The organism is Actinotalea sp. Marseille-Q4924, assembly GCF_916618755.1.
Taxonomy (GTDB): domain Bacteria; phylum Actinomycetota; class Actinomycetes; order Actinomycetales; family Cellulomonadaceae; genus Actinotalea.
The window spans coordinates 383313-406770 of record NZ_CAKAKB010000002.1 but is presented as its reverse complement, the minus strand read 5'-3'; the positions used below and the strand labels follow the sequence as shown (position 1 = coordinate 406770).

The following is a 23458-nucleotide window of genomic DNA, read 5'->3' as shown; positions in this document are numbered from 1 at the left end:
GATCCTCGCGTGTCCCAGAAGGCGCAACCGGATGCAGCGGCGCAGTTCGGAGCGAACCAGTGGCTTGTCGACGAGATGTACGAGCAGTACCTGGAGGACAAGGACGCGGTCGACCCCGCGTGGTGGGAGTTCTTCGAGGACTACCGCCCCGCCTCGGAGGTCAACGGCTCCGGTGACGGCCGCACGGCACGCCCCTCGGCCACCCCCGCTCCGCGCCCCTCGGCCACCTCCGCGCCGCGCCGCCCGACGCCCGCCCCGACGGCACCGCGTCCGGACGCCCCGCCGACGTCGCCGGGCACCCCGAGCGGCTCGGACGCCCGGAGCGACTCGAACACCCGTGAGACGCCCCACGAGGCAGCGACGTCGGACACGCCCGACGCCCCGCGCCCTGCGCCGACCACGCCCGACGAGCGGCCGGCGCCCGCCGCCCAGGCCCGCCGCTCCCCCGCCCAGGCGACGCCGACGACGCCCCGTGAGCCGGTCCACGACGCCGCCGCGGCACCCGTCGCGGCCGCCCAGCCGGCGACCGCCCCGTACGCCGAGCAGCCCGCCTCCCGGCTGGAGCAGCGCGACGTGCCCGTGCCGGCCGTCGAGCGCCTGCGCGGTCCGGCGGCGCGCGTCGTCCAGAACATGGAGGCCAGCCTCCAGGTCCCCACCGCGACGTCGGTGCGCGCGGTCCCGGCCAAGCTCATGGTCGACAACCGGATCGTCATCAACAACCACCTGGCCCGCACGCGCGGCGGCAAGGTCTCCTTTACCCACCTCATCGGGTACGCGGTCGTCGAGGCGCTCGCCGAGATGCCCGAGATGAACGCCGGGTACACGCTCCAGGACGGCAAGCCCGCCGTCGTCCAGCCGGGGGCCGTCAACTTCGGCCTGGCCATCGACCTGGCCAAGCCGGACGGGTCCCGTCAGCTGCTCGTGCCCAGCATCAAGGGTGCGGACCGGATGGACTTCGGCCAGTTCGTCGGCGCGTACGAGGACGTCGTGCGGCGCGCGCGCGGCGGCAAGCTCACCACCGAGGACTTCGCGGGGACGACGATCACCCTGACCAACCCCGGCACGATCGGGACCGTCCACTCGGTGCCTCGCCTCATGGCCGGCCAGGGCGCCATCGTCGGCGTCGGCGCCATGGACTACCCCGCGGAGTTCCAGGGCGCCTCCGACGAGCAGCTCGCCCGGCTCGGCGTCTCCAAGGTCCTCACGCTCACCTCCACGTACGACCACCGGATCATCCAGGGCGCCCAGTCGGGCGACTTCCTGCGCGTCGTCGCGGCGAAGCTCCTGGGCGAGGGCGGCTTCTACGACCGCGTCTTCGCCGCGGTGCGGGTCCCCTACGAGCCCGTGCGGTGGGTGCGCGACAACACGGTCGACGCCGACACCGAGGCGGCCAAGCCCGCCCGGATCGCGGAGCTCATCCACGCGTACCGCTCCCGCGGCCACCTCATGGCCGAGACGGACCCGCTGGCCTACCGGCAGCGCCGGCACCCCGACCTCGACATCCAGAACCACGGACTCACGCTGTGGGACCTGGACCGCGTCTTCCCGACGGCCGGCTTCACGGGCAAGCCCAAGGCCAGGCTGCGCGAGATCCTGGGCCTGCTGCGCGACTCCTACTGCCGCACGATCGGCACCGAGTACATGCACCTGCAGGACCCCCGGCAGCGCCGGTGGCTGCAGGAGCGCCTCGAGGCCGGGTACGCGCGCACGCCCCGCGAGGACCAGCTGCGGATCCTGCGCCGGCTCAACGCCGCGGAGGCGTTCGAGACCTTCCTGCAGACGAAGTTCGTCGGTCAGAAGCGCTTCTCGCTCGAGGGCGGCGAGTCGCTCATCCCGCTGCTGGACGGCGTCCTCTCCCGCGCCGCCGAGAGCGGCCTGGACGAGGTCTGCATCGGCATGTCCCACCGCGGTCGCCTCAACGTGCTCGCGAACATCGCCGGCAAGAGCTACGGGCAGATCTTCGCGGAGTTCGAGGGCAACCAGGACCCCAAGAGCGTCCAGGGCTCCGGCGACGTCAAGTACCACCTGGGCACCGAGGGCACGTTCACCGCGGAGTCCGGCGCCACCACCGGTGTCTACCTCGCCGCGAACCCGTCGCACCTGGAGGCCGTGGACCCGGTCCTGGAGGGCGTCGTCCGCGCCAAGCAGGACCGGATCGACCTCGGCGGCGACGGGTTCTCCGTCCTGCCGGTCCTCATCCACGGCGACGCGGCGTTCGCCGGACAGGGCGTCGTCGTCGAGACGCTCAACCTCGCGCTGCTGCGGGGGTACCGCACCGGCGGGACCGTCCACGTCATCGTCAACAACCAGGTCGGCTTCACCACCGGGCCGTCGTCGTCGCGCTCGACGTACTACACGACCGACGTCGCCAAGGGCCTGCAGGTGCCGATCTTCCACGTGAACGGGGACGACCCCGAGGCGTGCGTCCGGGTCGCGGAGCTCGCGTTCGAGTTCCGCGAGGAGTTCGCCCGCGACGTCATCATCGACATGGTCTGCTACCGCCGGCGCGGCCACAACGAGGGTGACGACCCCTCGATGACCCAGCCGCTGATGTACAACCTCATCGAGGCCAAGCGCTCGGTCCGCAAGCTCTACACCGAGTCGCTCGTCAGCCGTGGTGACATCACGGTGGACGAGGCGGCGCAGGCGCTGCAGGACTACCAGGCGCAGCTCGAGCGGGTCTTCACGGAGACGCGCGAGGGCTTCACACCGCCGGCGAGCGCCGAGCCCGTCGCGGGGCTGGAGCGGCCGGAGTCCCAGCTCGAGGACGCCGGGACGATGGTCGGCTGGCGCACCGCCGTCGCCCCGGAGGTCCTGCACCGCATCGGCCGGGCGCACGTGCGCCCGCCCCAGGGCTTCACCGTGCACCCCAAGATCGAGCAGCTGCTGAGCAAGCGCGAGCAGATGTCCCGTGAGGGCGGGATCGACTGGGGCTACGGGGAGCTCCTCGCCTTCGGCTCCCTGCTGCTCGAGGGCACCCCCGTGCGCCTGGCGGGGCAGGACTCCCGGCGCGGCACCTTCGTGCAGCGGCACGCCGTCCTGCACGACCGCCGGACCGGCGCAGAGTGGACCCCGCTGCTGTACCTCGCGAGCGACCAGGCGAAGTTCTGGGTCTACGACTCGTCCCTGTCGGAGTTCGCCGCGCTCGGGTTCGAGTACGGCTACTCCGTCGAGCGACCGGACGCTCTGGTCCTGTGGGAGGCGCAGTTCGGCGACTTCGTCAACGGCGCCCAGACCATCATCGACGAGTTCATCTCCTCGTCCGAGCAGAAGTGGGGCCAGCGCTCCTCGGTCGTCCTCCTCCTGCCCCACGGCTTCGAGGGCCAGGGCCCGGACCACTCCTCCGCCCGCGTGGAGCGGTTCCTCCAGCTGTGCGCGGAGGAGAACATGACGGTGGCGATGCCGAGCACGCCCGCGTCGTACTTCCACCTCCTGCGCCGCCAGGCGTACGACCGGCCGCGCCGCCCGCTCGTCGTCGCGACGCCGAAGTCGATGCTGCGGCTCAAGGCGGCGGCGTCGTCCGTGGACGAGTTCACGACCGGCACGTTCCGCACGGTGATCCCCGACGCCCACCTCGGGGCCGACCGGCCGGTCGACCGCGTGGTCCTGAGCGCCGGGAAGGTGTACTACGACCTGCTCGCCGAGCGCGTGAAGCGCGGCGACGACCGCACGGCGCTGGTCCGCCTGGAGCAGGTCTACCCGCTGGACGTCGACGCGCTGCGCGAGGCGCTCTCCGGGTTCGGCGACGCGCACGTCGTCTGGGCCCAGGAGGAGCCGGCCAACCAGGGCGCGTGGAGCCACCTCGCCCCCCGGCTGCGAGAGGTCCTCGGCAGGGACGTGGCCCTCGTGTCCCGGCCGGCGTCCGCCTCGCCGGCGGCCGGGTCCGCGAAGACCCACGGCCGGGAGCAGACCGCCCTCGTCGAGGCCGCGTTCACCCGGTGACGGCCACGGACCGGCGGCGGGCGTCCAGCGCGCCGCCGCCGGTCCGCCGCGCGTCTGCACCAGACTGGCCGCACGACCGACAGGAGGACAGGTGACGGACCGCGCGCTGCGCATCTGCGTCGTCGGTGACGAGCTCGTCGCCGGCTTCGGGGACCCCAAGGCCCTGGGCTGGGTGGGCCGGGTCGTCGCCCGCACGCCCGCGGACCCGCCGCCCCTCGTCATGCCGCTCGCGGTCCCCGGCGAGACGACGACGGCGCTGAGCGCCCGGTGGGAGGCCGAGACCGCACCGCGGCTGGGCCAGGACACCGCCGTCGAGCCGCGCCTCGTGGTCGGGCTCAGCCACGCGGACCTCAGCAGCGGCATCTCCCTGGCCCGCAGCCGGCTCAACCTCGCCAACGTCCTCGACGTCGCCGAGCAGCGCCGCATCCACACCTTCGTCGTCGGTCCCCCGCCGACCACCCGCGAGGAGACCGGCCGGCAGGCGGAGCTCTCCGCGGCGTTCGCCGACGTGGCCCGGCGCCGTCAGGTCCCGTACGTCGACACCTTCACCCCGCTCGTGCAGCACGAGCAGTGGCTCATGGACCTCGCCGGCGGCGACGGCCGCACGCCCGGGCAGGCCGGGTACGGCCTCATGGCCTGGCTCGTCCTGCACGGCGGCTGGCACCGCTGGCTCGGCCTGCCCGACGACGAGGCCTGAGCCCGCGCGTCAGTGGACGACGCCGGCCCCCCGCAGCTGGACCGTGAGGTCCTGGGGCTTGGTGGACACGGTGAGCGCGTCCTCGTAGGTGATGACCCCGTCGCGGACCAGCTGGAAGAGGTGCTGGTCGAACGTCTGCATCTTGTAGAACTCGCCGTCCGCGATGAGGTCCTCGATCGGCGGGTTGTCGTACGGCTCCTGGATCGCCTCGGCCGTGCGGCCGGTGTTGACCATGACCTCGACGACGGCGGCCCGGCCCTGGCCGTCCGCACGCCGCACGAGGCGCTGGGAGACGATCCCGCGCAGCGCCTGCGCGAGCGCGTGCCGGATCTGCTTCTGCTCGTGCGGCTGGAAGAAGTCGACGATGCGGTTGATCGTCTCCTGCGCGTCGATGGTGTGCAGCGTCGACATGACGAGGTGGCCGGTCTCCGCCGCGGACAGGGCGGCGCGCACGGTCTCCACGTCGCGCATCTCGCCGACGAGGATGACGTCGGGGTCCTGGCGCATGGCGGCACGCAGGGCGACCGTGAAGTCCGCCGTGTCGTGGTGCACCTCCCGCTGGGAGATCATCGCCTTCTTGTCCGAGTGCAGGATCTCGATGGGGTCCTCGATCGTGACGATGTTGACCTCGCGGTACGTGTTGATGAGGTCGACCATCGAGGCGAGCGTCGTCGTCTTGCCGGAGCCGGTCGGACCGGTGACGAGGATGAGGCCGCGAGGCTCCAGCGCCAGCTCCCCCACGACCTCCGGCAGGGCGAGCTCCACCAGCGTCTGGGCACCCTGGGACACCCGGCGGAAGACCATCCCGATCGTGCCGCGAGCCTGGTAGGCGTTCACACGGAACCGCCCGACCCCCGGCAGCGAGTAGGCGAAGTCGGCCTCGTGGGTCGCGGTGAAGCTCCCGTGCAGGTTCGACGGGAGGACCTCGTCGAGCATGCGCTCGGTGTCCTCCGGGGTGAGCGCCGGCACCTGCAGGCGCCGCAGGCGGCCGTCCACGCGCAACCGCGGGGGGGACCCGACCTTGCAGTGCAGGTCCGACGCGTTGGACCCGCCGAGCGCGTGCAGCAGGGGGATCACGGACTGGCTTTTGGTGGTCACACCCCCTTATCGGTCGGCGGCCGCGCCGACCTGAGCGATCCGCGCCATGCGCGCTGCGCCGTCCGGGTGGCGTCGGGACCCGCGCGGCTCGATGCGCACCGCGCCGTGCGGGTGTGGGACGATGTCCGCTTGTGTGCCCGGCCCGTCCGGGAGGCCCCACCCACGAGGAGTCACGATGAGCAAGCGCGGACGCAAGCGCCGGTCCCGCAAGGGCAGCGCCGCCAACCACGGCAACCGACCCAACGCGTGAGACGAGGGCGGCCGGTCCGGACGGACCCGCCGCCCTCTCTCGTCCTCGCCCCGGTCGACCCGTCCCCGCGCGGGCGTGCCGGCGGGCGTCGTGTCAGCGCTCGCGGACCTGGGTCCGGAGCACCGTGAGCTGCTGGCGGATCCGCACGTGCAGCTCCGACGGCGCCGCCTCGGTGCACGAGCGCCGGATGAGCTTCTTGAGGTGGTCCTCGACGTCGTACTCCGCCAGGCAGGGCTCGCAGTCCGCCAGGTGCTGACGGATCCTGTCGCCCTGCGACTCGTCGACCTCCTGGTCCAGGAACTCGAACAGCCGCGACAGCGCCTCCGCGCAGTCCACCGGACCGTCCTCGCCGCCGCCCGCGGTGCCGTGCGGCACGTGGTCCTCGATCACTGGTCCGCCCCTTCCGTGGACGCCGGGACGAGTCCGCGCTCTCGCGCGTAGTCCGTGAGGAGCTCGCGCAGCTGGCGCCGCCCCCGGTGCAGCCGCGACATCACGGTCCCGATCGGCGTGCCCATGATCTCGGCGATCTCCTTGTACGCGAAGCCCTCGACGTCGGCGAGGTAGACCGCGATGCGGAACTCCTCGCCGATGGACTGCAGGGCCTCCTTGACGTCGGAGTCCGGCAGGTGGTCCAGCGCCTCGGCCTCGGCGGAGCGCAGGCCCGCGGACGTGTGCGACGCCGCACGGGCGATCTGCCAGTCCTCGATCTCGTCCGAGCCCGACTGCAGCGGCTCACGCTGCTTCTTGCGGTAGCTGTTGATGAACGTGTTCGTGAGGATCCGGTACAGCCACGCCTTGAGGTTCGTCCCCGGCCGGTACTGGTGGAACGCTGCGAACGCCTTCGCGACCGTCTCCTGGACGAGGTCCTCGGCGTCGGCCGGGTTCCGGGTCATCCGCAGCGCCGCGGAGTACAGCTGGTCGACGTAGACCAGCGCCTCGGTCTCGAAACGCTCGGCGCGTGCGCCGTCGTCCTCCTCGGCCGGTGCCCGGTGCGTGTCCTCGCTCATCGGGATGGAGCCTAGCCGTCCGACGACGACGACGGTGGTCGCGGGTGCACCCGTCGGCGGCGCGGTGTCCACCGCCAGCGTGGAGCAGGCAGTCATGCCAGTCGGAACGCCCGTCGCCCGCCGACGCATTCCCGGCCCGCACGCCGGGCGACCCCGAGCGGGAGCGGCTAGCGTGATCAGCGCACGTCCGTCGCGGAGAAGGAGACGTCCATGCTGGTCCGGCGTATCGCTCGCCCCCTGCTCGCCACCGCGTTCGTCGCCGACGGCGTCGACGCCCTGCGCCACCCGGAGGCGCACGTCGACCGCGCCGAGGAGACCTACCGCCGGCTCTCCGCACGCCTCGACCTCCCGCCCGTCGAGCGCCGGCGCATGACCACCGCGGTCCGGCTGCACGGGGCGACCGTCACCCTCGCCGGCGCCGCGCTCGCCGTCGGACGCGCGCCGCGCACCGCCGCCCTCGCGCTCGCCCTGCTGACGGTGCCCGTGGCAGCCGCGCACGCTCCCTGGCCCCAGCCGGGCTCCACGACGTCGGGGGACCGTCCGGTCGGCCGGCTGTCCCGCCTCACCGCCGCGGGCTCAGGCACCAGTGGCCTCGACCGCTTCCTCCGGGACCTGTCGATGATCGGCGCCACCCTCATCGCGGCCGTGGACCTCGAGGGCCGGCCGGGGCTGGCGTGGCGGGCCGGGCACGCGCGTGTCGACCGGGCGACCACCAAGGAGGCGCGGACCGCGGTCGCCGAGGCCCGGCGCGAGGTGCGCGCCGCGCTCAAGGACGCGCGACGCGCGACGTCCTGATCGGCGGCGCGTCCTGGACGCGCCACGGACGCCAGGGGACACGACCACCTGCGGACGGTCCGCGGGTGGTCCGGGACGCGCGGGTAGCCTCGACCTCATGAGCTCGACGGCCACCGCGTCCCCCGACGGGACCTCGTTCCCGCGATCCGCGCCGGGCACCGTGCAGGCCGACGGCAGCTTCGTGGCGCCGACCGCCGACGTCCCGCTGGACGCCACGGTCGAGGTCCCGGGGTCGAAGTCGCTGACGAACCGCTACCTCGTCCTCGCCGCGCTGGCCGAGGCGCCCGGGGTCGTGCGCGGCGCGCTGACCTCCAGCGACACCCGGCGCATGGCGGAGGCGCTCACGACCCTGGGCGCGCCGGTCGACCCTGACGGCTCCGACTGGTCCGTGACACCCCTGCCGGCGGGCCCCGCCGTCCGGGACGCCGCCGACCGCCCCGCGCTCGAGGTGCACTGCGGGCTGGCCGGCACCGTCATGAGGTTCCTGCCGTCGGTCGCAGCGCTCCTGGCGCGCCCGGTCCGCTTCGACGGCGACCCGCCCGCCCGCTCGCGACCCATGGGTCCGGTCCTGCGGGCGCTTCAGGCGCTGGGCGTCGACGTCGACGACGACGGCCGCGGCACGCTGCCCTTCACCCTCACCGGCACGGGCCGGGTCCGTGGGGGGCACGTGGACGTCGACGCGAGCGGTTCCTCGCAGTTCGTGTCCGGCCTGCTGCTCGCGGCGCCCCGGTTCCAGGACGGTCTCGAGCTGCGCCACACCGGCCGCACGCTCCCGAGCCTGCCGCACATCGAGATGACCGTGGCGGTGCTGCGGGAGGCCGGCGTGGACGTCGACGACTCGCGGCCCGGCATCTGGCGCGTGGCCCCCGGTGCCGTCCGGGCCCGTGACCTGAGGGTCGAGCCGGACCTGTCCAACGCGGCCCCGTTCCTCTGCGCCGCCCTCGTCGCGGGCGGGACCGTCCGCGTCCCCGGCTGGCCGGAGCACAGCACGCAGCCCGGCATGCTCCTGCCGCAGCTGCTCACCGCGATGGGCGGCGTCGTCGAGCGCCGCGGCGACGTGCTGGAGGTGACCGGCACCGGCGCCGTCCACGGCGTCGACGTGGACCTGCACGAGGCCGGCGAGCTGGCCCCGACCGTCGCCGCGCTCGCCACGCTCGCCGACTCCCCCACCCGGCTGCGCGGGATCGCGCACATCCGGGGCCACGAGACGGACCGGCTGCACGCCCTGGCCACGGAGATCACCCGCCTGGGTGGACGTGCCGAGCAGACGTCGGACGGGCTCGTCATCACTCCGGCCCCGATGCGCGGTGCGCGTGTCGAGACGTACCACGACCACCGGATGGCCACGGCCGCCGCGCTCATCGGTCTGCGCGTCCCGGGCGTGGAGGTCGTCGACGTCGCGACGACCGGCAAGACGCTGCCGGACTTCGTCGGGATGTGGCGGGGCATGCTCGGCAGCCAGGACGGCGCCGACGGACACGGCGCGGAGCGCTGAGCAGCGTGGGACGACGGTGACGGCAGGGGCGGACGGCGCGGCGCCCCGCGGCGGGCAGCGGTGAGCCGTCTCGCGGGGCGGTACGACGAGAGCCACGTCCGCAACCGCCCGAACCCCCGGGGCTCGCGTCCGCGGACCAAGCAGCGCCCGAGCCACGAGGACGCCGTCCCGGCGCTGGTCACCGCTGTGGACCGCGGGCGTTACACCCTCCTCGTGGGCGAGGGAGAGCCGACGGAGCGGACCATCACCTCGATGCGGGCGCGCGAGCTCGGCCGGGAGCGCGTGGTCTGCGGCGACCGGGTGGACGTCGTCGGGGACACGTCCGGCGACCCCGGGACGCTGGCCCGCATCGTCCGCGTGGCCGAGCGCGCCACCGTCCTGCGACGGACCGCCGACGACACCGACCCGGTGGAGCGCGTCATCGTCGCCAACGCCGACCAGCTCGTCGTGGTGACGGCGCTGGCGGACCCGGAGCCGCGCACGCGCATGATCGACCGGTGCGTCGCCGCCGCGTACGTCGCCGGCATGGACGTCCTGCTGTGCCTGACCAAGGCCGACCTGGCGTCGCCCGACGAGCTCGTCGCCCTCTACGTGCCGATCGGCGTGGAGGTCGTCGTCACGTCGTTCACGCAGGAGGCCGACGACGCGGACGCCGACCCTGCTCCCTCCGGCAGCACCGGCGGCCGCGAGCGCGGGATCCGCGGGCTCGAGGAGGTGCGGCGGCGGCTCGCCGGCCGCACGTCCGTCCTCGTCGGCCACTCGGGTGTCGGGAAGTCGACCCTCGTCAACGCGCTCGTGCCGGACGCCGCCCGCGCGACGGGCGGCGTCAACGACGTGACCGGGCGCGGCCGGCACACGTCGTCCTCCGCGGTGGTGCTGCGCCTCCCGGGCAGGGACGGCTGGGTCATCGACACGCCCGGCGTGCGCTCCTTCGGCCTCGCCCACGTCAGCCCCGACGACCTGCTGCGGGCGTTCGCCGACCTGTCCGACGTCGCGACCGACCGGTGCCCTCGCGGCTGCTCGCACGCCGCCGACGCGCCGGACTGCGCGCTCGACGAGTGGGTCCAGGAGGGTGCGGAGGACGGGACGCCCCTGGCCCCGGGCAGGACCGAACGGGCGGCGCGCGTGGACTCGTTCCGGAGGCTGCTCGCCGCCCGCACCTCGGCCGCTACGGTGCAGCCATGACGATCCGCTCCGGCTACGACGACGACCTGCGCCTGGCCCACGTGATCGCGGACCAGGTGGACGGGCTGACGACCGGCCGCTTCAAGGCGCTCGACCTCCGGGTGGAGACGAAGCCGGACACCACACCCGTCACCGACGCGGACCGCCAGGCGGAGGAGATCGTCCGGTCCCAGCTGGCGCGGACCCGACCCCGTGACGCCGTCGTCGGCGAGGAGATGCCGGACACCGGTCACGGGCCGCGGCAGTGGGTGATCGACCCCATCGACGGCACGAAGAACTTCGTGCGAGGCGTCCCGGTGTGGGCGACGCTCATCGCGCTCGTCGACGCCGGCCGCCCCGTGCTGGGCGTCGTCAGCGCACCGGCGCTCGGACGGCGGTGGTGGGCCGCCGAGGGCAGCGGCGCGTGGACGGGACGGTCTCTCGCCTCCGCGAGCCGGCTGCACGTCTCGCAGGTCACCCGGCTGGAGGACGCGTCCCTGTCGTACTCGAGCCTGTCCGGCTGGGAGGAGCAGGGGCGACTCGAGGGGTTCCTCGACCTCACGCGGGCGGTGTGGCGGACCCGCGCCTACGGCGACTTCTGGTCCTACGTGCTGGTGGCCGAGGGGGCGGTGGACATCGCCGCCGAGCCGGAGCTCGCGCTGCACGACATGGCGGCGCTCGTGCCGATCGTCACGGAGGCCGGCGGCACGTTCACCTCGCTCACGGGCACGCCGGGCCCGTTCGGCGGCTCGGCCCTGGCGACGAACGGGGCTCTGCACGACCAGGCCCGGGCGTTCCTCGACCCCTTCGGCGAGTAGCCCCGTCAGCGGGCCGTGCCGCCGAGCGTGGCGAGCTCGCTGACGTCGTACCAGAGCAGGTCCCGCTCGGCGAGACGGTCCGCCGCGTCGTCGTCGCCCGCGAGCGTCGCCGTCACGTCGCGCTCCGCTGCGGCCTCGTCGACGTGCGCGCACGCGACGTCGGACCACCCGACACCGCCGACCAGCCGCACCACGCTCGGGGCGTGGGCCTCGCCCTCGACCGGCTCCACGAGGCTCTCGGGCACGTCGGCGGCGACGACGACCCGTCGGCGTGCCGCGGGCGGCAGGGCGTCGAGGAGGTCGAGGCTGTCGTCGGCGGCCAGCAGCTGCGCGGCGTACTCCAGGCCCTCCTCGTCCTCGTCCGGCAGCGCGGACCGCAGCGCCGGCGTCACGGCGTGGACGAGCCGGGCCGACAGCCCGGAGGACGACGCCAGCTCGGGCAGGCTGGCGGGGAGGTAGATGCGCACCGGCTCAGTGTGCCCCCACGGGTGCGACGACGGCGAGCACGTCGTCGGCGAGGCGGGCGACGGCCCGGCGCAGGCTCGAGCCGGGGGCGTGCTCCACGATGCTGCGCCCGGACAGCAGGGCCGCGTCGCAGACCGCCGGTTCGTCCGGCAGGACGTGCACGTCCTCCACGCCGGCGTACCGCCGGAGGGCGTCCCGGACCGCCTCGGCGGGCCGCGGCCCCGCCGTGCCGGGGCGCACGCGGTTGACGACGACGACGCGCCGGCAGGCCGAGGTGGCCGGCGCCTCGGCGAGGTCGGCCAGGCCGCGGACCAGGCGCTGGAGGCCGAGGGGGTCACCGGCACCCACGACCATGACGACGTCCGCAGCGGTCAGGGCCGACAGCGTCGCGGCGTTGCGGCGCGGCGCACGGGTGTCGTAGCTGAGCACCTCGTCCTCCTCGAGGCAGAAGCCGGTGTCGACGACGGTGGTGCGGGCGAGGCGGCGGCAAGCGGGCCACAGGACCTCCAGGCCGGCGTCCGAGATCTCGGGCCAGCGCGCCGCCCGGCTGATGCCGGTGAGCACCCGCAGCCCGTCGTGCACCAGCGGCGTGAGGCCGGCGAGCGTGACCACGTCGAGGTGCCCACCGGTCGCCGCGCGGACCGCCGCGGCGAGCCCGGGGGCCTCGTCGAGCAGGCCGAGGACGGCGCCGACGGCGCCGCCGTAGGTGTCGGCGTCGACGAGCAGCACCTCCTCGCCGGGCACCGGCGACCGCGAGGCGAGCTCCGCGGCGAGCGAGACGGCCGTCGTGGTGCGACCGGGCGCACCGGCCGGGCCCCACACCGCGACGACGGCGCCTGCCGGCAGCAGCGTCGTGGACGCGGCCCCTGGTGCGCCGGGGACCGGGCCGTCGGCGCCGCCGGGACGCGCCTGAGCCGTCACGGGCGCCGTGGAGCCCGTCCCGGCGGGGCCGGTCGCGACGGCAGCCGCGAGGCGGGCGGACCCGGCGACCTCGCCCGGCCGCCGGCCCGTGCGCTCGCCGTCCGCCAGCAGCGCCCGCAGCTGCCCGACGAGGTCGTCGAGCGCGTCGGTGCCCAGCACGAGGTCGGCGCCGAGGGCTGCGGCGTCCGGCTCACCCGGCAACGAGCCGAGGTCGACGAGCACCACGTGCACCTGCGAGCCCTGAAGGTGGCGCACGACCTCCCGGTCGAGACCGGCCAGCGAGGAGGCGACGACGGCGACGCCGCCCACGCCGGCCGCACCGGAGGCCAGCAGCTCGGCGAGGTCCGCGCACCGCCGCGTCACCTCGAGGCCGACGGCGCCGTCGAGATGACGGACCACCGCCGTCTCGACGTCCCCGCGCAGGGCGCACAGGACCCCGACCGTCACGGCGCCCCGCCGGGGACGGGGACGAGCTCGACCGTGCCGGGCCCCCGCACCGCGGACAGCACGGCGGCGAGGTCGGGCAGCGGCACGAGCACGTGCACCGTGACGCCGGAGCCGACGGAGAACGCGGAGCCGCTCTCGTCGACCTCGGCCACCACGAGCGAGCGGGCGAGCTCGCGCGGTGGGGCGGCGTCGTCGTCGGCGGCGCCGGTGACCGGCTCCGGGACGAACCACAGGTCCACGAGGGAGCCCTCGACGACATCGCCGGACAGTCGCCCGCCGGTCGTGACCGCGACCGCCCGGGAGCCCGTGTCGCTCTCCGTGGCGACGGCGGAGGCCGGGACCAGCTCGCCCGCCCTGACGACGCGGGTCACGACGAGGCCCTCCAGGTCCGTGCCGGCCCTCAGGTAGGCGGTCGCCTCGTCCGGGACGCGGACGTCCACCACCCGCAGCGCCTCCGCGCGCACCGGGTCACCCGGCACGAGCGCCTCCACGGCGGCGAGCACGGGCACCGTCCTGGCTGCGCTCGCGACCGCCCAGGACCCGAGCAGCACCGAGAGCCCGACGAGCGCAACCCCGAGCAGCAGCCGCGGGTCGCGCCAGCCGGGGCGGCGCAGTCGTGCTGCACGCGGGGCGGGCAGGGCGCCGGCGGCTCCGTCCGGTCGATCGGGCCGACCCCCCGGGCGCCCCTCCCCGACCCTGCCCGTCAGCTGTCCCATGGTCGTGCTCACGACGCCCCCCTCGCCCGGTCCTGCCCTGCTCGTCCTGCCTGCTCGTCCTGCCTGCTCGTGCTGCATGCCCGCGCCGGCCGTGCCCGGCGCCGGGCAGCATCATGCCGTGAGCACGCGGCGCCGTGCGCGAGTGACGCGGGTCTGTGGACGGCGGCCGCGCCGTCCGGCCCCGTGCCAGACTGCTGCCATGCCCCCTCGGTTCCTCACGCTCGCGGACGTCCAGGAGGTCCTGAACATCTCCGCCGCGCAGGCGTACTCGCTGGTCCGCAGCGGGGAGCTGCCGGCGCTGCAGGTCGGCGGGCGCGGCATCTGGCGGGTCGAGTCGACCGAGCTGGAGGCGTACATCGCGCGAATGTACGAGCAGACCCGGGCCCGCATCACGGCGGGGGACGTGGAGCACGAGGCCTCACCGGCGGCCGCGGAGCACACGACCTCCTGAGCGTGACGGGAATGAGGCGCGCACGCGCGCGGCACGGCGCGCATCCGGCGCTCACCACCGGCTGACGACGCCCACCGCCGGCAGCAGCACCGCCGACCGGGCACCGGTCGGGCGCTGGTCCGCGACGTCCACGAGCCCGACGTCGACGTGGTCCGCCCCCACCGCGTCCAGCCGCCCGACGACCGTGCCGCCCGCCGTGTCCACCCGGACGACGCAGCGGTCGCGGGCCAGGGCACGCAACGCGTGGCCGAGGCCGAGACGTCGCAGGGGCGAGGAGGTCGCCGCCGCCGCGACCGCCGGGATGCCGCCGACCGTGACCAGCGCCGCCGTGGGCACCAGGTGCTCCCGGCGACCGTCCTGGAGCAGCAGCCACGTCCCGCCGACGTCGAGGAGGTCTCCGCCGAGCCGCGCGCCGGTCCGGACCAGCACCTCGACCGGCGAGCCGACGCCTGCCCGGAGCCGGTCGACGAGGTGGACCGACGAGCGCTCGGCACGGGTCAGCTCGGCCACCTGCGCCGTGCGCGCCTCGGCGTCGAGGGCGTCGACCTGCAGCTCCATGTCGGCGAACAACGCGTCCCATCGCACGGCGGCACGCTAACGCAGCAGCCGCCGCCCGAGGCGGGCGTCCTCGCCCGTTGAGGGAGCGATCCCCGTCGGCGTACGGTCGGTGGGGCGGCCGGCCCGTCGTGGTCGCGCGGTCCGCACGGGAGGCACCATGGACGTCGAGCCGTCCCGCCGCAGCACGGCCGCGTGAAGGCCCGCGAGGCCCGCCCCACCGGTGCGGCACGGCGCGTCGAGCGCACCTACCTCGTGCTCGTGCTCGGCAACACCCTCGCGGCCTCGTTCATCTGGGGCATCAACACGCTGTTCCTCCTCGACGCGGGGTTGTCCAACCTCGAGGCGTTCTCCGCCAACGCGTTCTTCACCGTGGGGATCGTCCTCTTCGAGATCCCCACCGGCGTGGTCGCGGACACCTGGGGTCGACGAGCCTCCTACCTCATGGGCACCGTCACGCTGGCTGCCACGACGCTGCTCTACGTCGCCCTGTGGCAGGTCGGTGGGGCGCCGTTCTGGCAGTGGGCCGTCAGCTCGGTCCTGCTCGGGCTCGGCTTCACATTCTTCTCCGGCGCGCTCGAGGCCTGGGTGGTGGACGCCCTCCGGCACGAAGGCTGGCTCGGGGGGCTCGAGGGTGTCTTCTCCCGGGCCCAGGTCGTCACCGGGGCTGCGATGCTGACCGGTTCGGTCGCCGGTGGCCTCGTCGCGCAGGTCACCACCCTCGGCGTCCCCTACGTGCTCCGGGTCGGGATGCTGCTGGTCATGACGGTGGTCGCGTCGGTCTTCATGCGCGACCTCGGTTTCACCCCGGACCGCTCGAGGCCTGCGCGCGCCGTCGTCCGCGACGTCGCGGGGGTCTCCTGGCGCGCAGCCGCCGCGAACCCGCCGGTGCGCCACCTCATGGCCGCGGGTGCCTTCACCTCCGGCGTGCTCTTCTACGCCTTCTACGCCATGCAGCCGTTCCTGCTGGAGCTCTACGGCGAGGGCGGCGCCTACGCCGTCGCGGGGTTGGCAGCGGCCGTCGTCGCGGGCTCCCAGATCGTGGGCGGCCTCGCCGCCCCCCGTCTGCGCCGGGTGGTCCGGCGGCGCACGACGGCGATCCTGGTCGCCGTCGTGCTCGGCGCCGTCGTGCTCGCCCTGCTCGGTCTGACCCGGTCCTTCGCCGTCGCTCTCGTGCTGCTGGTGGTCTTCGGGCTGGCGCAGGCAGCCGTCACACCGATCCGCCAGGCGCTGCTCAACGACCTCGTCCCGTCGGCGCAGCGCGCGACCCTGCTCTCCGCCGACTCCCTGGTGGCCGGCGTCGGCGGGGTCGCCGTCCAGCCCGCTCTCGGCCGCGTCGCGGACGGGTGGGGGTACGGAGGGTCCTACGTCGTGGGGGCAGCCGTGCAGCTGCTCGCCGTGCCGCTCGTGCACCGGGCACGGCGGGGGGCCGGAGCCGCGGACCACCGGTCCGACGGGCCTGTTCCGAGCGCGTGAGGAGCCCGTCGGGCTGAGCACCACGCCGCTCGGACGGTGGTCGCCGGCGGGTCGGCCGACCGGCGGTGCGACGTGTGCCGACGTGCCGGACGTGCGTCGAGTCCTGCATCGCTGTCCACACCCCGCCCGACGGGTTGACAGCATCACCCTCGGTCCAACAGTGTCTTCCTGCATCAAACGACATCAAACCTCGCCGACGCACGACGTCGGAGGGACGGGTCAGGGGGGCTCCATGGGACAGCAGTCACGTCGGGAAGCAGGACGCGCGCTCGGCGCCGCAGCACTGAGCTGCACGATCGCGGTCACCCTCGGCCGCTCCGTACCCGACGTGGTCGGGGCGGCGCTGGCACCGCGCGCCGGGGTCGACACCGTCGTCCTCGCCGGCGTCCTCACGGTCGCCACGCTCGCCGCCGGCATGCTGGCGACGGGGTGCTCCGCTCTCGCGCTCGCCGCGCTCGCCAGGGCCACGGGGCGGCGCGCCGCGGCGCTCGACCGGACCGCGCGGGTCCTGACCCCCGCCGCGCTGCGCCGCGTCGTGGCGGCCGGCCTCGGGGTGGGTCTCGGTCTCGGCGGCGCCCTGACGGCGACAGCGACCGAGGCGGACCTCGGATGGCAGCCGACGGCGGCGAGCACCTCGACCACGGCCGCGGCACCCGGAGCGGCGAGCACCTCGACCGCAGCCGCGGCACCCGTGGCGGCGACACCGCCGGCCCCGCCCGTGGAGCGACCAGCGGGCGACCCCTCGACGACGTCCCCACCCACCACCTCTGCCGCCACCACGGCGGAGTCCGCCGCCGCACCCGTGGCCACGGCGACGACGACACCGGCGGACGCGGCGGTCACCGCCGGCGCGACCGCCACCGTGCGTCCGGGTGACACGTTGTGGAGCCTCGCGGCGGCCCGACTGGTCGAGCCGACGGACGCCGAGATCGCCGCAGCGTGGCCTCGGTGGCACGAGGCGAACCGGGAGGTCGTCGGAGCGGACCCGGACGTCCTCGTGCCCGGCCAGGTCCTCACCGTGCCCGGCGCCGCGGCCGACACCCACGCGACGGGCCACGACACGAACGCGGCTGCCGGGGGCACCCGGTGAGCGCGGCGGCTGCCACGGTGCGATCCGCCGCTGCGGTCCGCGGGGCCGGGCGCGTGCCGCCTGCCCCGCGCCGCGGGGGTCCGGGGGTCGCCGGGCGTGCGCCCGCCCCTGCCTTCCGGCCGCGCCTGCTCCTGCCCCCACCGGTGGACCCGCCGGCACGAGGACCCGAAGGGCTGGGGACCGCCGGGGCGCCGCAGGCCTGGTCCGTCCGATCTCCCCTGACGGAGGTGGCGTGGGCACCGCGTCCCGTCGCCACCGCGGCGCCGGAGCCGTTGACCGATCCGGGCGACCTCGCACGGGCGATCGTGGTGACGGCGGTCGAGGTCCTCGCCGGCGCTCGACCGCTCGGGCAGCTCGTGCGCTGGCTCACCCCCGAGCTGCACGAGCACCTCGCCGACAGGCGGGCGGCGATCGGCCCCGTGGCGGGCACCGTGCGACGCGCGTCGGCGCGACGGGCGACGGTGTGCCGCGTCTCCGACGACGTGGCAGAGGTCACCGTGGTCGTGCACGACGGCCGCGCGGTGCGCGCTGCGGCGGTGCGCCTCGAGGTGCACCGCAGGCGGTGGCGGGCGTCCGTGCTGGAGATCTACTGACCGGCCCCTCGGACTGGTCGACGGGGTGGTCGGACCCTCACGCGGTCATACGGTCGGGACCGCGCTGCTGGTCCGTTCACGTGGGGACGGGCTCGTACGAGACCGCCCCCACGTGGTGGCACGGACGCTCAGGCCTCGTTCTGGCCGTGGCAGACCTTGTACTTCTTGCCCGACCCGCACGGGCACTGCGCGTTGCGAGGGGTGCCCGGGTATGTCTCGCCGTCCTTGTCGGCGGACACCGCCTGCTCGACCCGGCGCACGACGCCCGCGTCACCGTCCACGCTGGGTGCCGAGTACTGCAGGGGAACCCGGCGCTCCGGGCCGTCGAGGCCCTTCGCGAGGATCACCGGCCCCGCCGCAGCAGCCTTCGGCGCAGCCGCCTTCGGCGCAGCGGCCCTCGGCGCAGCGGCCCTCGGCGCAGCGGACGTCGGAGCAGCGGCCGCGGGCGCACCCGGCACGGCCGGGGTGCCCGACGCGACCGGTGCCGACGCGCCGCCCACCGGGGCCGTCCCGGACCGGCCGACAGGCTCACCGTCCGTCGCCTCCGGTGTCGCCCCGGGCGCCGCGGCGCCGTCGGCCGTAGCGGCCTCGGGCGTCTCGGCGACCTTGACCTCGAGGTTGAACAGGAAGGTGACGGACTCCTCCTTGATCGCCTCGGTCATGGCGGCGAAGAGCTGGAAGCCCTCGCGCTGGTACTCGACCAGCGGGTCGCGCTGGGCCATCGCGCGCAGCCCGATGCCCTCCTTGAGGTAGTCCATCTCGTAGAGGTGCTCGCGCCACTTGCGGTCCAGGACCGACAGGACGACCCGACGCTCGAGCTGCCGCATCGTGTCCGCTCCGAGCTGCTCCTCGCGTGCCGCGTACGCGGCCCGGGCGTCCTCGAGCACCGCGTCCAGGACGTCCTGCCGGGACACCCGGGCCTCGCCGCCCGCGGCCTCCACGACCGCGTCCGCCTCGACGGACACGGGGAACACCGCCTTGAGCGAGGTCCACAGGCCGTCGAGGTCCCACGTCTCGGGCGTGCCGGCCGTGGCCGTGTCCACGTAGGCGGTCACGACGTCGGTGAGGAAGTGCTGGATCTGCTCGTGCAGGTCCTCCCCCTCCAGGACGCGACGGCGCTCCGCGTAGATGACGGAGCGCTGCCGCGACAGCACGTCGTCGTACTTGAGGACGTTCTTGCGGATCTCGAAGTTGCGCGCCTCGACCTGGGCCTGCGCGCTCTGGATGCCCCGGGTGACCATCTTGCTCTCGAGGGGCATGTCGTCGGGGAACCCGGCGCGGCTCATCATCGACTCGGCCAGGCCCGCGTTGAACAGGCGCATGAGGTCGTCGGTCATGGACAGGTAAAAACGCGACTCCCCCGGGTCGCCCTGGCGGCCGGATCGTCCGCGGAGCTGGTTGTCGATGCGGCGGGACTCGTGCCGCTCCGTCCCGAGGACGTACAGGCCGCCGAGGGCCACGACCTCCTCGTGCTCCGACGCGACCGCGGACTTCGCCTTCTCCAGCGCGTCCGGCCAGGCGGCCTCGTACTCCTCCGGCTGCTCCGCCGGGTCCAGACCACGCCCCGCGAGGTCGGCGACGGCCATGAACTCGGCGTTGCCGCCGAGCATGATGTCCGTGCCGCGACCGGCCATGTTCGTCGCGACGGTGACGGAGCCCTTGCGCCCGGCCTGCGCGACGATCGCCGCCTCGCGTGCGTGCTGCTTGGCGTTGAGCACCTCGTGCGGGACGCCCTGCTTCTTGAGCATCCGGGAGAGCAGCTCGCTCTTCTCCACGCTCGTGGTACCGACCAGCACGGGCTGCCCCGCGGCGTGCCGCTCGACGATGTCGGCGACGACCGCGGTGAACTTCCCCTCCTCGTTCTTGTAGACGAGGTCCTTCTGATCCATGCGCTGCATCGGCCGGTTCGTCGGGATCGGCACGACGCCCAGGCCGTACGTCGACTGGAACTCCGCGGCCTCCGTCGTGGCGGTGCCCGTCATCCCGCTGATCTTTTCGTAGAGGCGGAAGAAGTTCTGGAGCGTGATCGTGGCGAGCGTCTGGTTCTCCGCCTTGATCGCGACGCCCTCCTTCGCCTCGATCGCCTGGTGCATGCCCTCGTTGTACCGACGGCCCGGCAGCATGCGGCCGGTGTGCTCGTCGACGATGAGCACCTCGCCGTTGATGACGACGTAGTCCTTGTCCCGCTTGAACAGCTCCTTGGCCTTGATGGCGTTGTTGAGGAAGCCGATCAGCGGGGTGTTGAGGGACTCGTAGAGGTTCTCGATGCCGAGGTAGTCCTCCACCTGGGCGATGCCCGGCTCGAGCACGCCGACGGTCCGCTTCTTCTCGTCGACCTCGTAGTCGACCTCGGACCTCAGGCGCAGGGCGAGCTTGGAGAACTCCGCGTACCACTTGTTCGCGTCGCCGGAGGCGGGCCCGGAGATGATGAGCGGCGTCCGCGCCTCGTCGATGAGGATGGAGTCGACCTCGTCGACGATCGCGAAGTGGTGGCCGCGCTGGACGAGCTCCTCCGGGCGCCACGCCATGTTGTCGCGCAGGTAGTCGAAGCCGAACTCGTTGTTCGTGCCGTAGGTGATGTCGGCGGCGTACTGCGCCCGCCGCTCCTCGGGCCGCAGGCCCGACAGGATGCAGCCGGTCGTCATGCCGAGGAAGCGGAACACCCGGCCCATGAGGTCGCTCTGGTAGCCGGCGAGGTAGTCGTTGACCGTGACGACGTGCACGCCCTTGCCCGCGAGCGCGTTGAGGTACGCGGGGGCCGTCGCGACGAGCGTCTTGCCCTCACCGGTCTTCATCTCGGCGATGTTCCCCAGGTGCAGCGCGGCACCGCCCATGAGCTGGACGTCGAAGTGGCGCATGCCCAGGGTGCGGCCGGCCGCCTCACGGACCGAGGCGAAGGCCTCGGGCAGGAGCCGGTCGAGCGCCTCGCCGTCCTCCAGCCGCGCCTTGAAGCGGTCGGTCTCCTCGCGCAGCTCGGCGTCGCTGAGCTGGCGGAACGGCTCCTCCAGGGCGTTCACCTGGTCGGCAACGCCCTCGAGCTTCTTGAGGGTGCGGCCCTCGCCGATGCGCAGGACCTTGTCGAGGATCGACGGCACGCGTTCTCCAGACTCGTCGGCGGCCCCGCGGACGCGGGTTCGCGTGTGGCGCGGCCCCGCCGGCCGTATGCCCCCGGCACAGCGGGACACGCTCGGCGACGAGGTCGACACAGACCAGCGACCATCGTAGGCGAGGTGGCCGCGAGGCGGTCACACCACCACCCGACCGCGGCGCCGCGGCGCGACGACCACCGTCGCCGCCGCGAGGAGCAGACCGCCGACGGCGCCACCGAGCCCCAGCCGCTCCCCGAGGAGCGCGGCTGCCAGCAGCGCGGCGGTGAGCGGCTCGAGCAGGGCGACCAGGGACGCCGTCGTCGCCGGGACCGTACGCAGGCCCGTGAAGTACGCGGCGTAGGCGAGGGCCGTCGGCACGACGCCCAGGTACAGCACCAGCCACCACCCCGTCGGCCCGGTGGGCACGAGCGGCCCGCCGGCGAGCAGCGCCACCGGCACGAGCAGCAGGCCGCCCCCGGTGAAGCCCAGGGCGGTGAGCAGCACGGGGTCGAGTCCGGTGACGGGCGTCCGGTTGACGACCGTGAGCGCCGCGAACGCCGCGGCGGCACCGAGGGCGAGCGCCGCCCCCGCCGCGGGTTCGGCGCCCGCACCGGACAGCCCGACGAGCAGGACCAGTCCGACGACGGCCAGCGCGACGGCCAGCACCGTGCGAGCCGACGGCGCCCGCCGCGCCAGCACCGCGGTCGCGGCCGCCACGAGGACCGGGGCGGCGCCGAGCGCGACGACCGTCGCGAGACTCACCGAGGACCGGCCCACGGCGACGAAGTACGACCCCTGGTACAGCGCCGCGAGGACCGCGGTGACGAGGACGCGGCGCACGAGTACGCGGTGCCACCGCACGTCGCGCAGGCGGCCGAGCGCCAGGAGCGCCAGCACGAGCACCCCGCCGCCGACGAGCAGCCGGGAGGCCGCGACGGTCGCCATCGGCGTGCCCTGAGCCGCGAGGGCGCTGCCGGCCAGCCCACCGGTCCCCCACAGCACGGCTCCCGCCACGACGGCGAGGAAGCCTCGGCGTCCGGACGTGGCGTCGTCCCCGGGCGCGGGTGCGCCCTGCTCGGTGACACCCGGTCGGGGGACCGTCACGGCGCCGTCCCGAGCACGGGGCGCAGGACGCCGGCCAGGTCGCCGCGCGCGCCGTCCGGCACGACCACCGAGTCCAGTCCGAGCCAGCCCGCGAGGAGCCGCAGCTCGGCGACCAGCTCGGCCGGTGCGTGCCCAGGTGCACCGGGCTCCAGGTAGGCACCGGGCACCTCCAGGACGCCCGCCCGGCGGTCCGCCCGGAGGTCGACCCGGGCGGCGATCGCGTCGCCCAGGAGGAGGGGGAGGACGTAGTAGCCGTGGACGCGCTGCGCCGCGGGCACGTAGATCTCGATCCGGTACCGCGTGCCGAACAGCTCCTCCAGTCGCCTCCGCTCGAAGATCAGCGGGTCGAACGGGCTCAGCAGGGCCCGCCCCGTCGCCGCCCGCGGGACGGACGCGTCGCGGTGCAGGTAGACCCGCCGGTCCCATGACCGCACCTGAACGGGCAGCAGCACTCCGTCCTCGACGAGCTCCGCGACCGCCTGCCCGACGCGGGGCCCCCGGAGACGGAAGTAGTCGGCGAAGCACCGGACGGTGCCGATCCCGTGGGCGCGGGCACCGATCTCGACGAGCGCACGGAAGCACTCGGCGTCGTCCGGTTCCGGCCGGGCCAGGACCGGCGCGGGCACGACGCGCTCCGTGAGGTCGTACAACCGCTCGAAGGCACCGTTGCGCGCGGCGACAGCCACCTCTCCGGTGAAGAACAACAGCTCCAGCGCGCGCTTGGTGACGCTCCAGTTCCATCCCCAGTCGTCCCGCGGGCGCGGGTGGTCGTGGGCGAGGGCCGCCTGCGCCTCCCGGGCGCTGACCGGCCCGGCGTCCCTGACGAGGGCACGCACCTCGTCGACGACCTCCGGGTGCTGCCGCGCGACGGACCGGATCGAGCCCCAGGCCTGCTGCGCGTGCTCCCGGCGGCGCCACGCGAGGAACCGGTACGTCTCGGGCGGCACGAAGGACGCCTCGTGGGCCCAGGTCTCGACGAGCCGGCGCGGCGCCCGCGACGTCGCACGGTCCAGGAGGCCGGTGTCGTACGGACCGAGTCGGGAGAAGAGCGGGACCAGGTGCGCCCGCGCGAGCACGTTCACCGAGTCGATCTGCAGGAGTCCCAGGCGGTCGACGACCCGGTGGAGGTCGCCGAGGTGCGGGCGCCCCGCGGGCCAGGCGGGCCGTGGCCGGTCCAGCCCCTGCGCCCGCAGGGCGACGCGCCGCGCCTGGGCGAGGGTCAGCTCGGCGGCCGGAGCAGGGTGCATGCGGGGACGTGCGACGGGGCGCGAGGAGGGCACCGGCC

At 74.7% G+C, this 23458-nt stretch carries 21 protein-coding genes; 11 read left to right on the top strand and 10 right to left on the bottom strand.

The genetic code is table 11. The features are described from left to right. Positions 1 to 75: 75 nt before the first annotated feature. Positions 76 to 3942, top strand: a complete 3867-nt coding sequence (locus LG379_RS06110; protein ID WP_370634459.1) for a multifunctional oxoglutarate decarboxylase/oxoglutarate dehydrogenase thiamine pyrophosphate-binding subunit/dihydrolipoyllysine-residue succinyltransferase subunit — start codon at positions 76 to 78, stop codon at positions 3940 to 3942. 91 nt (positions 3943 to 4033) lie between these two features. Continuing rightward, complete coding sequence (locus tag LG379_RS06105; RefSeq protein ID WP_225753695.1) at positions 4034 to 4639, top strand: GDSL-type esterase/lipase family protein; 606 nt, start codon at positions 4034 to 4036, stop codon at positions 4637 to 4639. Between the two features lie 9 nt (positions 4640 to 4648). Here LG379_RS06105 and LG379_RS06100 read toward each other — a convergent pair whose 3' ends face one another. Then, entirely contained in the window at positions 4649 to 5737 is a 1089-nt protein-coding gene (locus tag LG379_RS06100; RefSeq protein WP_225753694.1) for a type IV pilus twitching motility protein PilT, read from the bottom strand. Between the two features lie 175 nt (positions 5738 to 5912). Between LG379_RS06100 and LG379_RS17070 the strand changes: the two genes are divergently transcribed. Next, positions 5913 to 5987 (top strand): 50S ribosomal protein bL37, encoded by a 75-nt coding sequence (locus tag LG379_RS17070; protein ID WP_155859599.1) that lies wholly within the window; start codon positions 5913 to 5915, stop codon positions 5985 to 5987. Positions 5988 to 6080: 93 nt separating this feature from the next. Here LG379_RS17070 and rsrA read toward each other — a convergent pair whose 3' ends face one another. Together rsrA and LG379_RS06090 are read right to left on the bottom strand one after the other, a co-directional pair. Then, a complete protein-coding gene (gene rsrA, locus LG379_RS06095; RefSeq protein ID WP_225753693.1) occupies positions 6081 to 6377 on the bottom strand; it encodes a mycothiol system anti-sigma-R factor in 297 nt (98 codons plus the stop codon). Continuing rightward, positions 6374 to 7123, bottom strand: a complete 750-nt coding sequence (locus tag LG379_RS06090; RefSeq protein ID WP_370634447.1) for a sigma-70 family RNA polymerase sigma factor — start codon at positions 7121 to 7123, stop codon at positions 6374 to 6376. Before LG379_RS06090 ends, rsrA begins: the two co-directional genes overlap by 4 nt. 81 nt (positions 7124 to 7204) lie before the next feature. Here LG379_RS06090 and LG379_RS06085 point away from each other — a divergent pair, with 81 nt between their 5' ends. From LG379_RS06085 to hisN, 4 genes are all read left to right on the top strand, one after another. Continuing rightward, entirely contained in the window at positions 7205 to 7789 is a 585-nt protein-coding gene (locus LG379_RS06085) for a DoxX family membrane protein (RefSeq protein WP_225753691.1), read from the top strand. 97 nt (positions 7790 to 7886) lie between these two features. Further along, on the top strand, positions 7887 to 9284 hold the full coding sequence (gene aroA, locus LG379_RS06080; RefSeq protein ID WP_225753690.1) for a 3-phosphoshikimate 1-carboxyvinyltransferase: 1398 nt from the start codon (positions 7887 to 7889) through the stop codon (positions 9282 to 9284). 60 nt (positions 9285 to 9344) lie between these two features. Beyond that, on the top strand, positions 9345 to 10469 hold the full coding sequence (locus LG379_RS06075; protein ID WP_225753689.1) for a ribosome small subunit-dependent GTPase A: 1125 nt from the start codon (positions 9345 to 9347) through the stop codon (positions 10467 to 10469). Then, positions 10466 to 11266 carry a histidinol-phosphatase gene (hisN, locus tag LG379_RS06070; RefSeq protein ID WP_225753688.1) on the top strand — a complete coding sequence of 267 codons (801 nt, stop codon included), beginning with the start codon at positions 10466 to 10468 and terminating at the stop codon, positions 11264 to 11266. The genes LG379_RS06075 and hisN overlap by 4 nt, the downstream gene beginning before the upstream one ends. A 5-nt stretch (positions 11267 to 11271) precedes the next feature. Here the strand turns inward: hisN and LG379_RS06065 are convergent, their stop codons facing one another. From LG379_RS06065 to LG379_RS06055, 3 genes are read right to left on the bottom strand one after another with little or no spacing between them, the layout of a single operon-like run. Beyond that, positions 11272 to 11733: a hypothetical protein gene (locus LG379_RS06065; protein ID WP_225753687.1), complete on the bottom strand. Its 462-nt coding sequence runs from the start codon at positions 11731 to 11733 to the stop codon at positions 11272 to 11274. A 4-nt stretch (positions 11734 to 11737) separates the two neighbouring features. Then, positions 11738 to 13099, bottom strand: coding sequence for a hypothetical protein (locus LG379_RS06060; protein ID WP_225753686.1), 1362 nt, complete (start codon positions 13097 to 13099; stop codon positions 11738 to 11740). Continuing rightward, complete coding sequence (locus LG379_RS06055; RefSeq protein ID WP_225753685.1) at positions 13096 to 13827, bottom strand: hypothetical protein; 732 nt, start codon at positions 13825 to 13827, stop codon at positions 13096 to 13098. Before LG379_RS06055 ends, LG379_RS06060 begins: the two co-directional genes overlap by 4 nt. Before the next feature lie 187 nt (positions 13828 to 14014). Here LG379_RS06055 and LG379_RS06050 point away from each other — a divergent pair, with 187 nt between their 5' ends. Next, a complete protein-coding gene (locus tag LG379_RS06050) occupies positions 14015 to 14266 on the top strand; it encodes a helix-turn-helix domain-containing protein (RefSeq protein ID WP_225753684.1) in 252 nt (83 codons plus the stop codon). A 51-nt stretch (positions 14267 to 14317) separates the two neighbouring features. Here the strand turns inward: LG379_RS06050 and LG379_RS06045 are convergent, their stop codons facing one another. Further along, on the bottom strand, positions 14318 to 14851 hold the full coding sequence (locus tag LG379_RS06045) for a hypothetical protein (RefSeq protein ID WP_225753683.1): 534 nt from the start codon (positions 14849 to 14851) through the stop codon (positions 14318 to 14320). Positions 14852 to 15016: 165 nt separating this feature from the next. Here LG379_RS06045 and LG379_RS06040 point away from each other — a divergent pair, with 165 nt between their 5' ends. From LG379_RS06040 to LG379_RS06030, 3 genes are all read left to right on the top strand, one after another. Continuing rightward, a complete protein-coding gene (locus LG379_RS06040) occupies positions 15017 to 16297 on the top strand; it encodes an MFS transporter (RefSeq protein ID WP_225753682.1) in 1281 nt (426 codons plus the stop codon). Between the two features lie 232 nt (positions 16298 to 16529). Further along, positions 16530 to 17387 carry a LysM peptidoglycan-binding domain-containing protein gene (locus LG379_RS06035; protein ID WP_225753681.1) on the top strand — a complete coding sequence of 286 codons (858 nt, stop codon included), beginning with the start codon at positions 16530 to 16532 and terminating at the stop codon, positions 17385 to 17387. A gap of 227 nt (positions 17388 to 17614) precedes the next feature. Then, complete coding sequence (locus tag LG379_RS06030; RefSeq protein WP_370634446.1) at positions 17615 to 17980, top strand: Rv3235 family protein; 366 nt, start codon at positions 17615 to 17617, stop codon at positions 17978 to 17980. Positions 17981 to 18108: 128 nt separating this feature from the next. Here the strand turns inward: LG379_RS06030 and secA are convergent, their stop codons facing one another. From secA to LG379_RS06015, 3 genes are all read right to left on the bottom strand, one after another. Beyond that, positions 18109 to 21075 (bottom strand): preprotein translocase subunit SecA, encoded by a 2967-nt coding sequence (gene secA / locus LG379_RS06025; RefSeq protein WP_225753680.1) that lies wholly within the window; start codon positions 21073 to 21075, stop codon positions 18109 to 18111. Between the two features lie 150 nt (positions 21076 to 21225). Next, entirely contained in the window at positions 21226 to 22173 is a 948-nt protein-coding gene (locus LG379_RS06020; protein ID WP_225753679.1) for an EamA family transporter, read from the bottom strand. Beyond that, a complete protein-coding gene (locus LG379_RS06015) occupies positions 22170 to 23420 on the bottom strand; it encodes a winged helix-turn-helix domain-containing protein (RefSeq protein ID WP_225753678.1) in 1251 nt (416 codons plus the stop codon). The genes LG379_RS06020 and LG379_RS06015 overlap by 4 nt, the downstream gene beginning before the upstream one ends. Positions 23421 to 23458 lie beyond the last annotated feature (38 nt).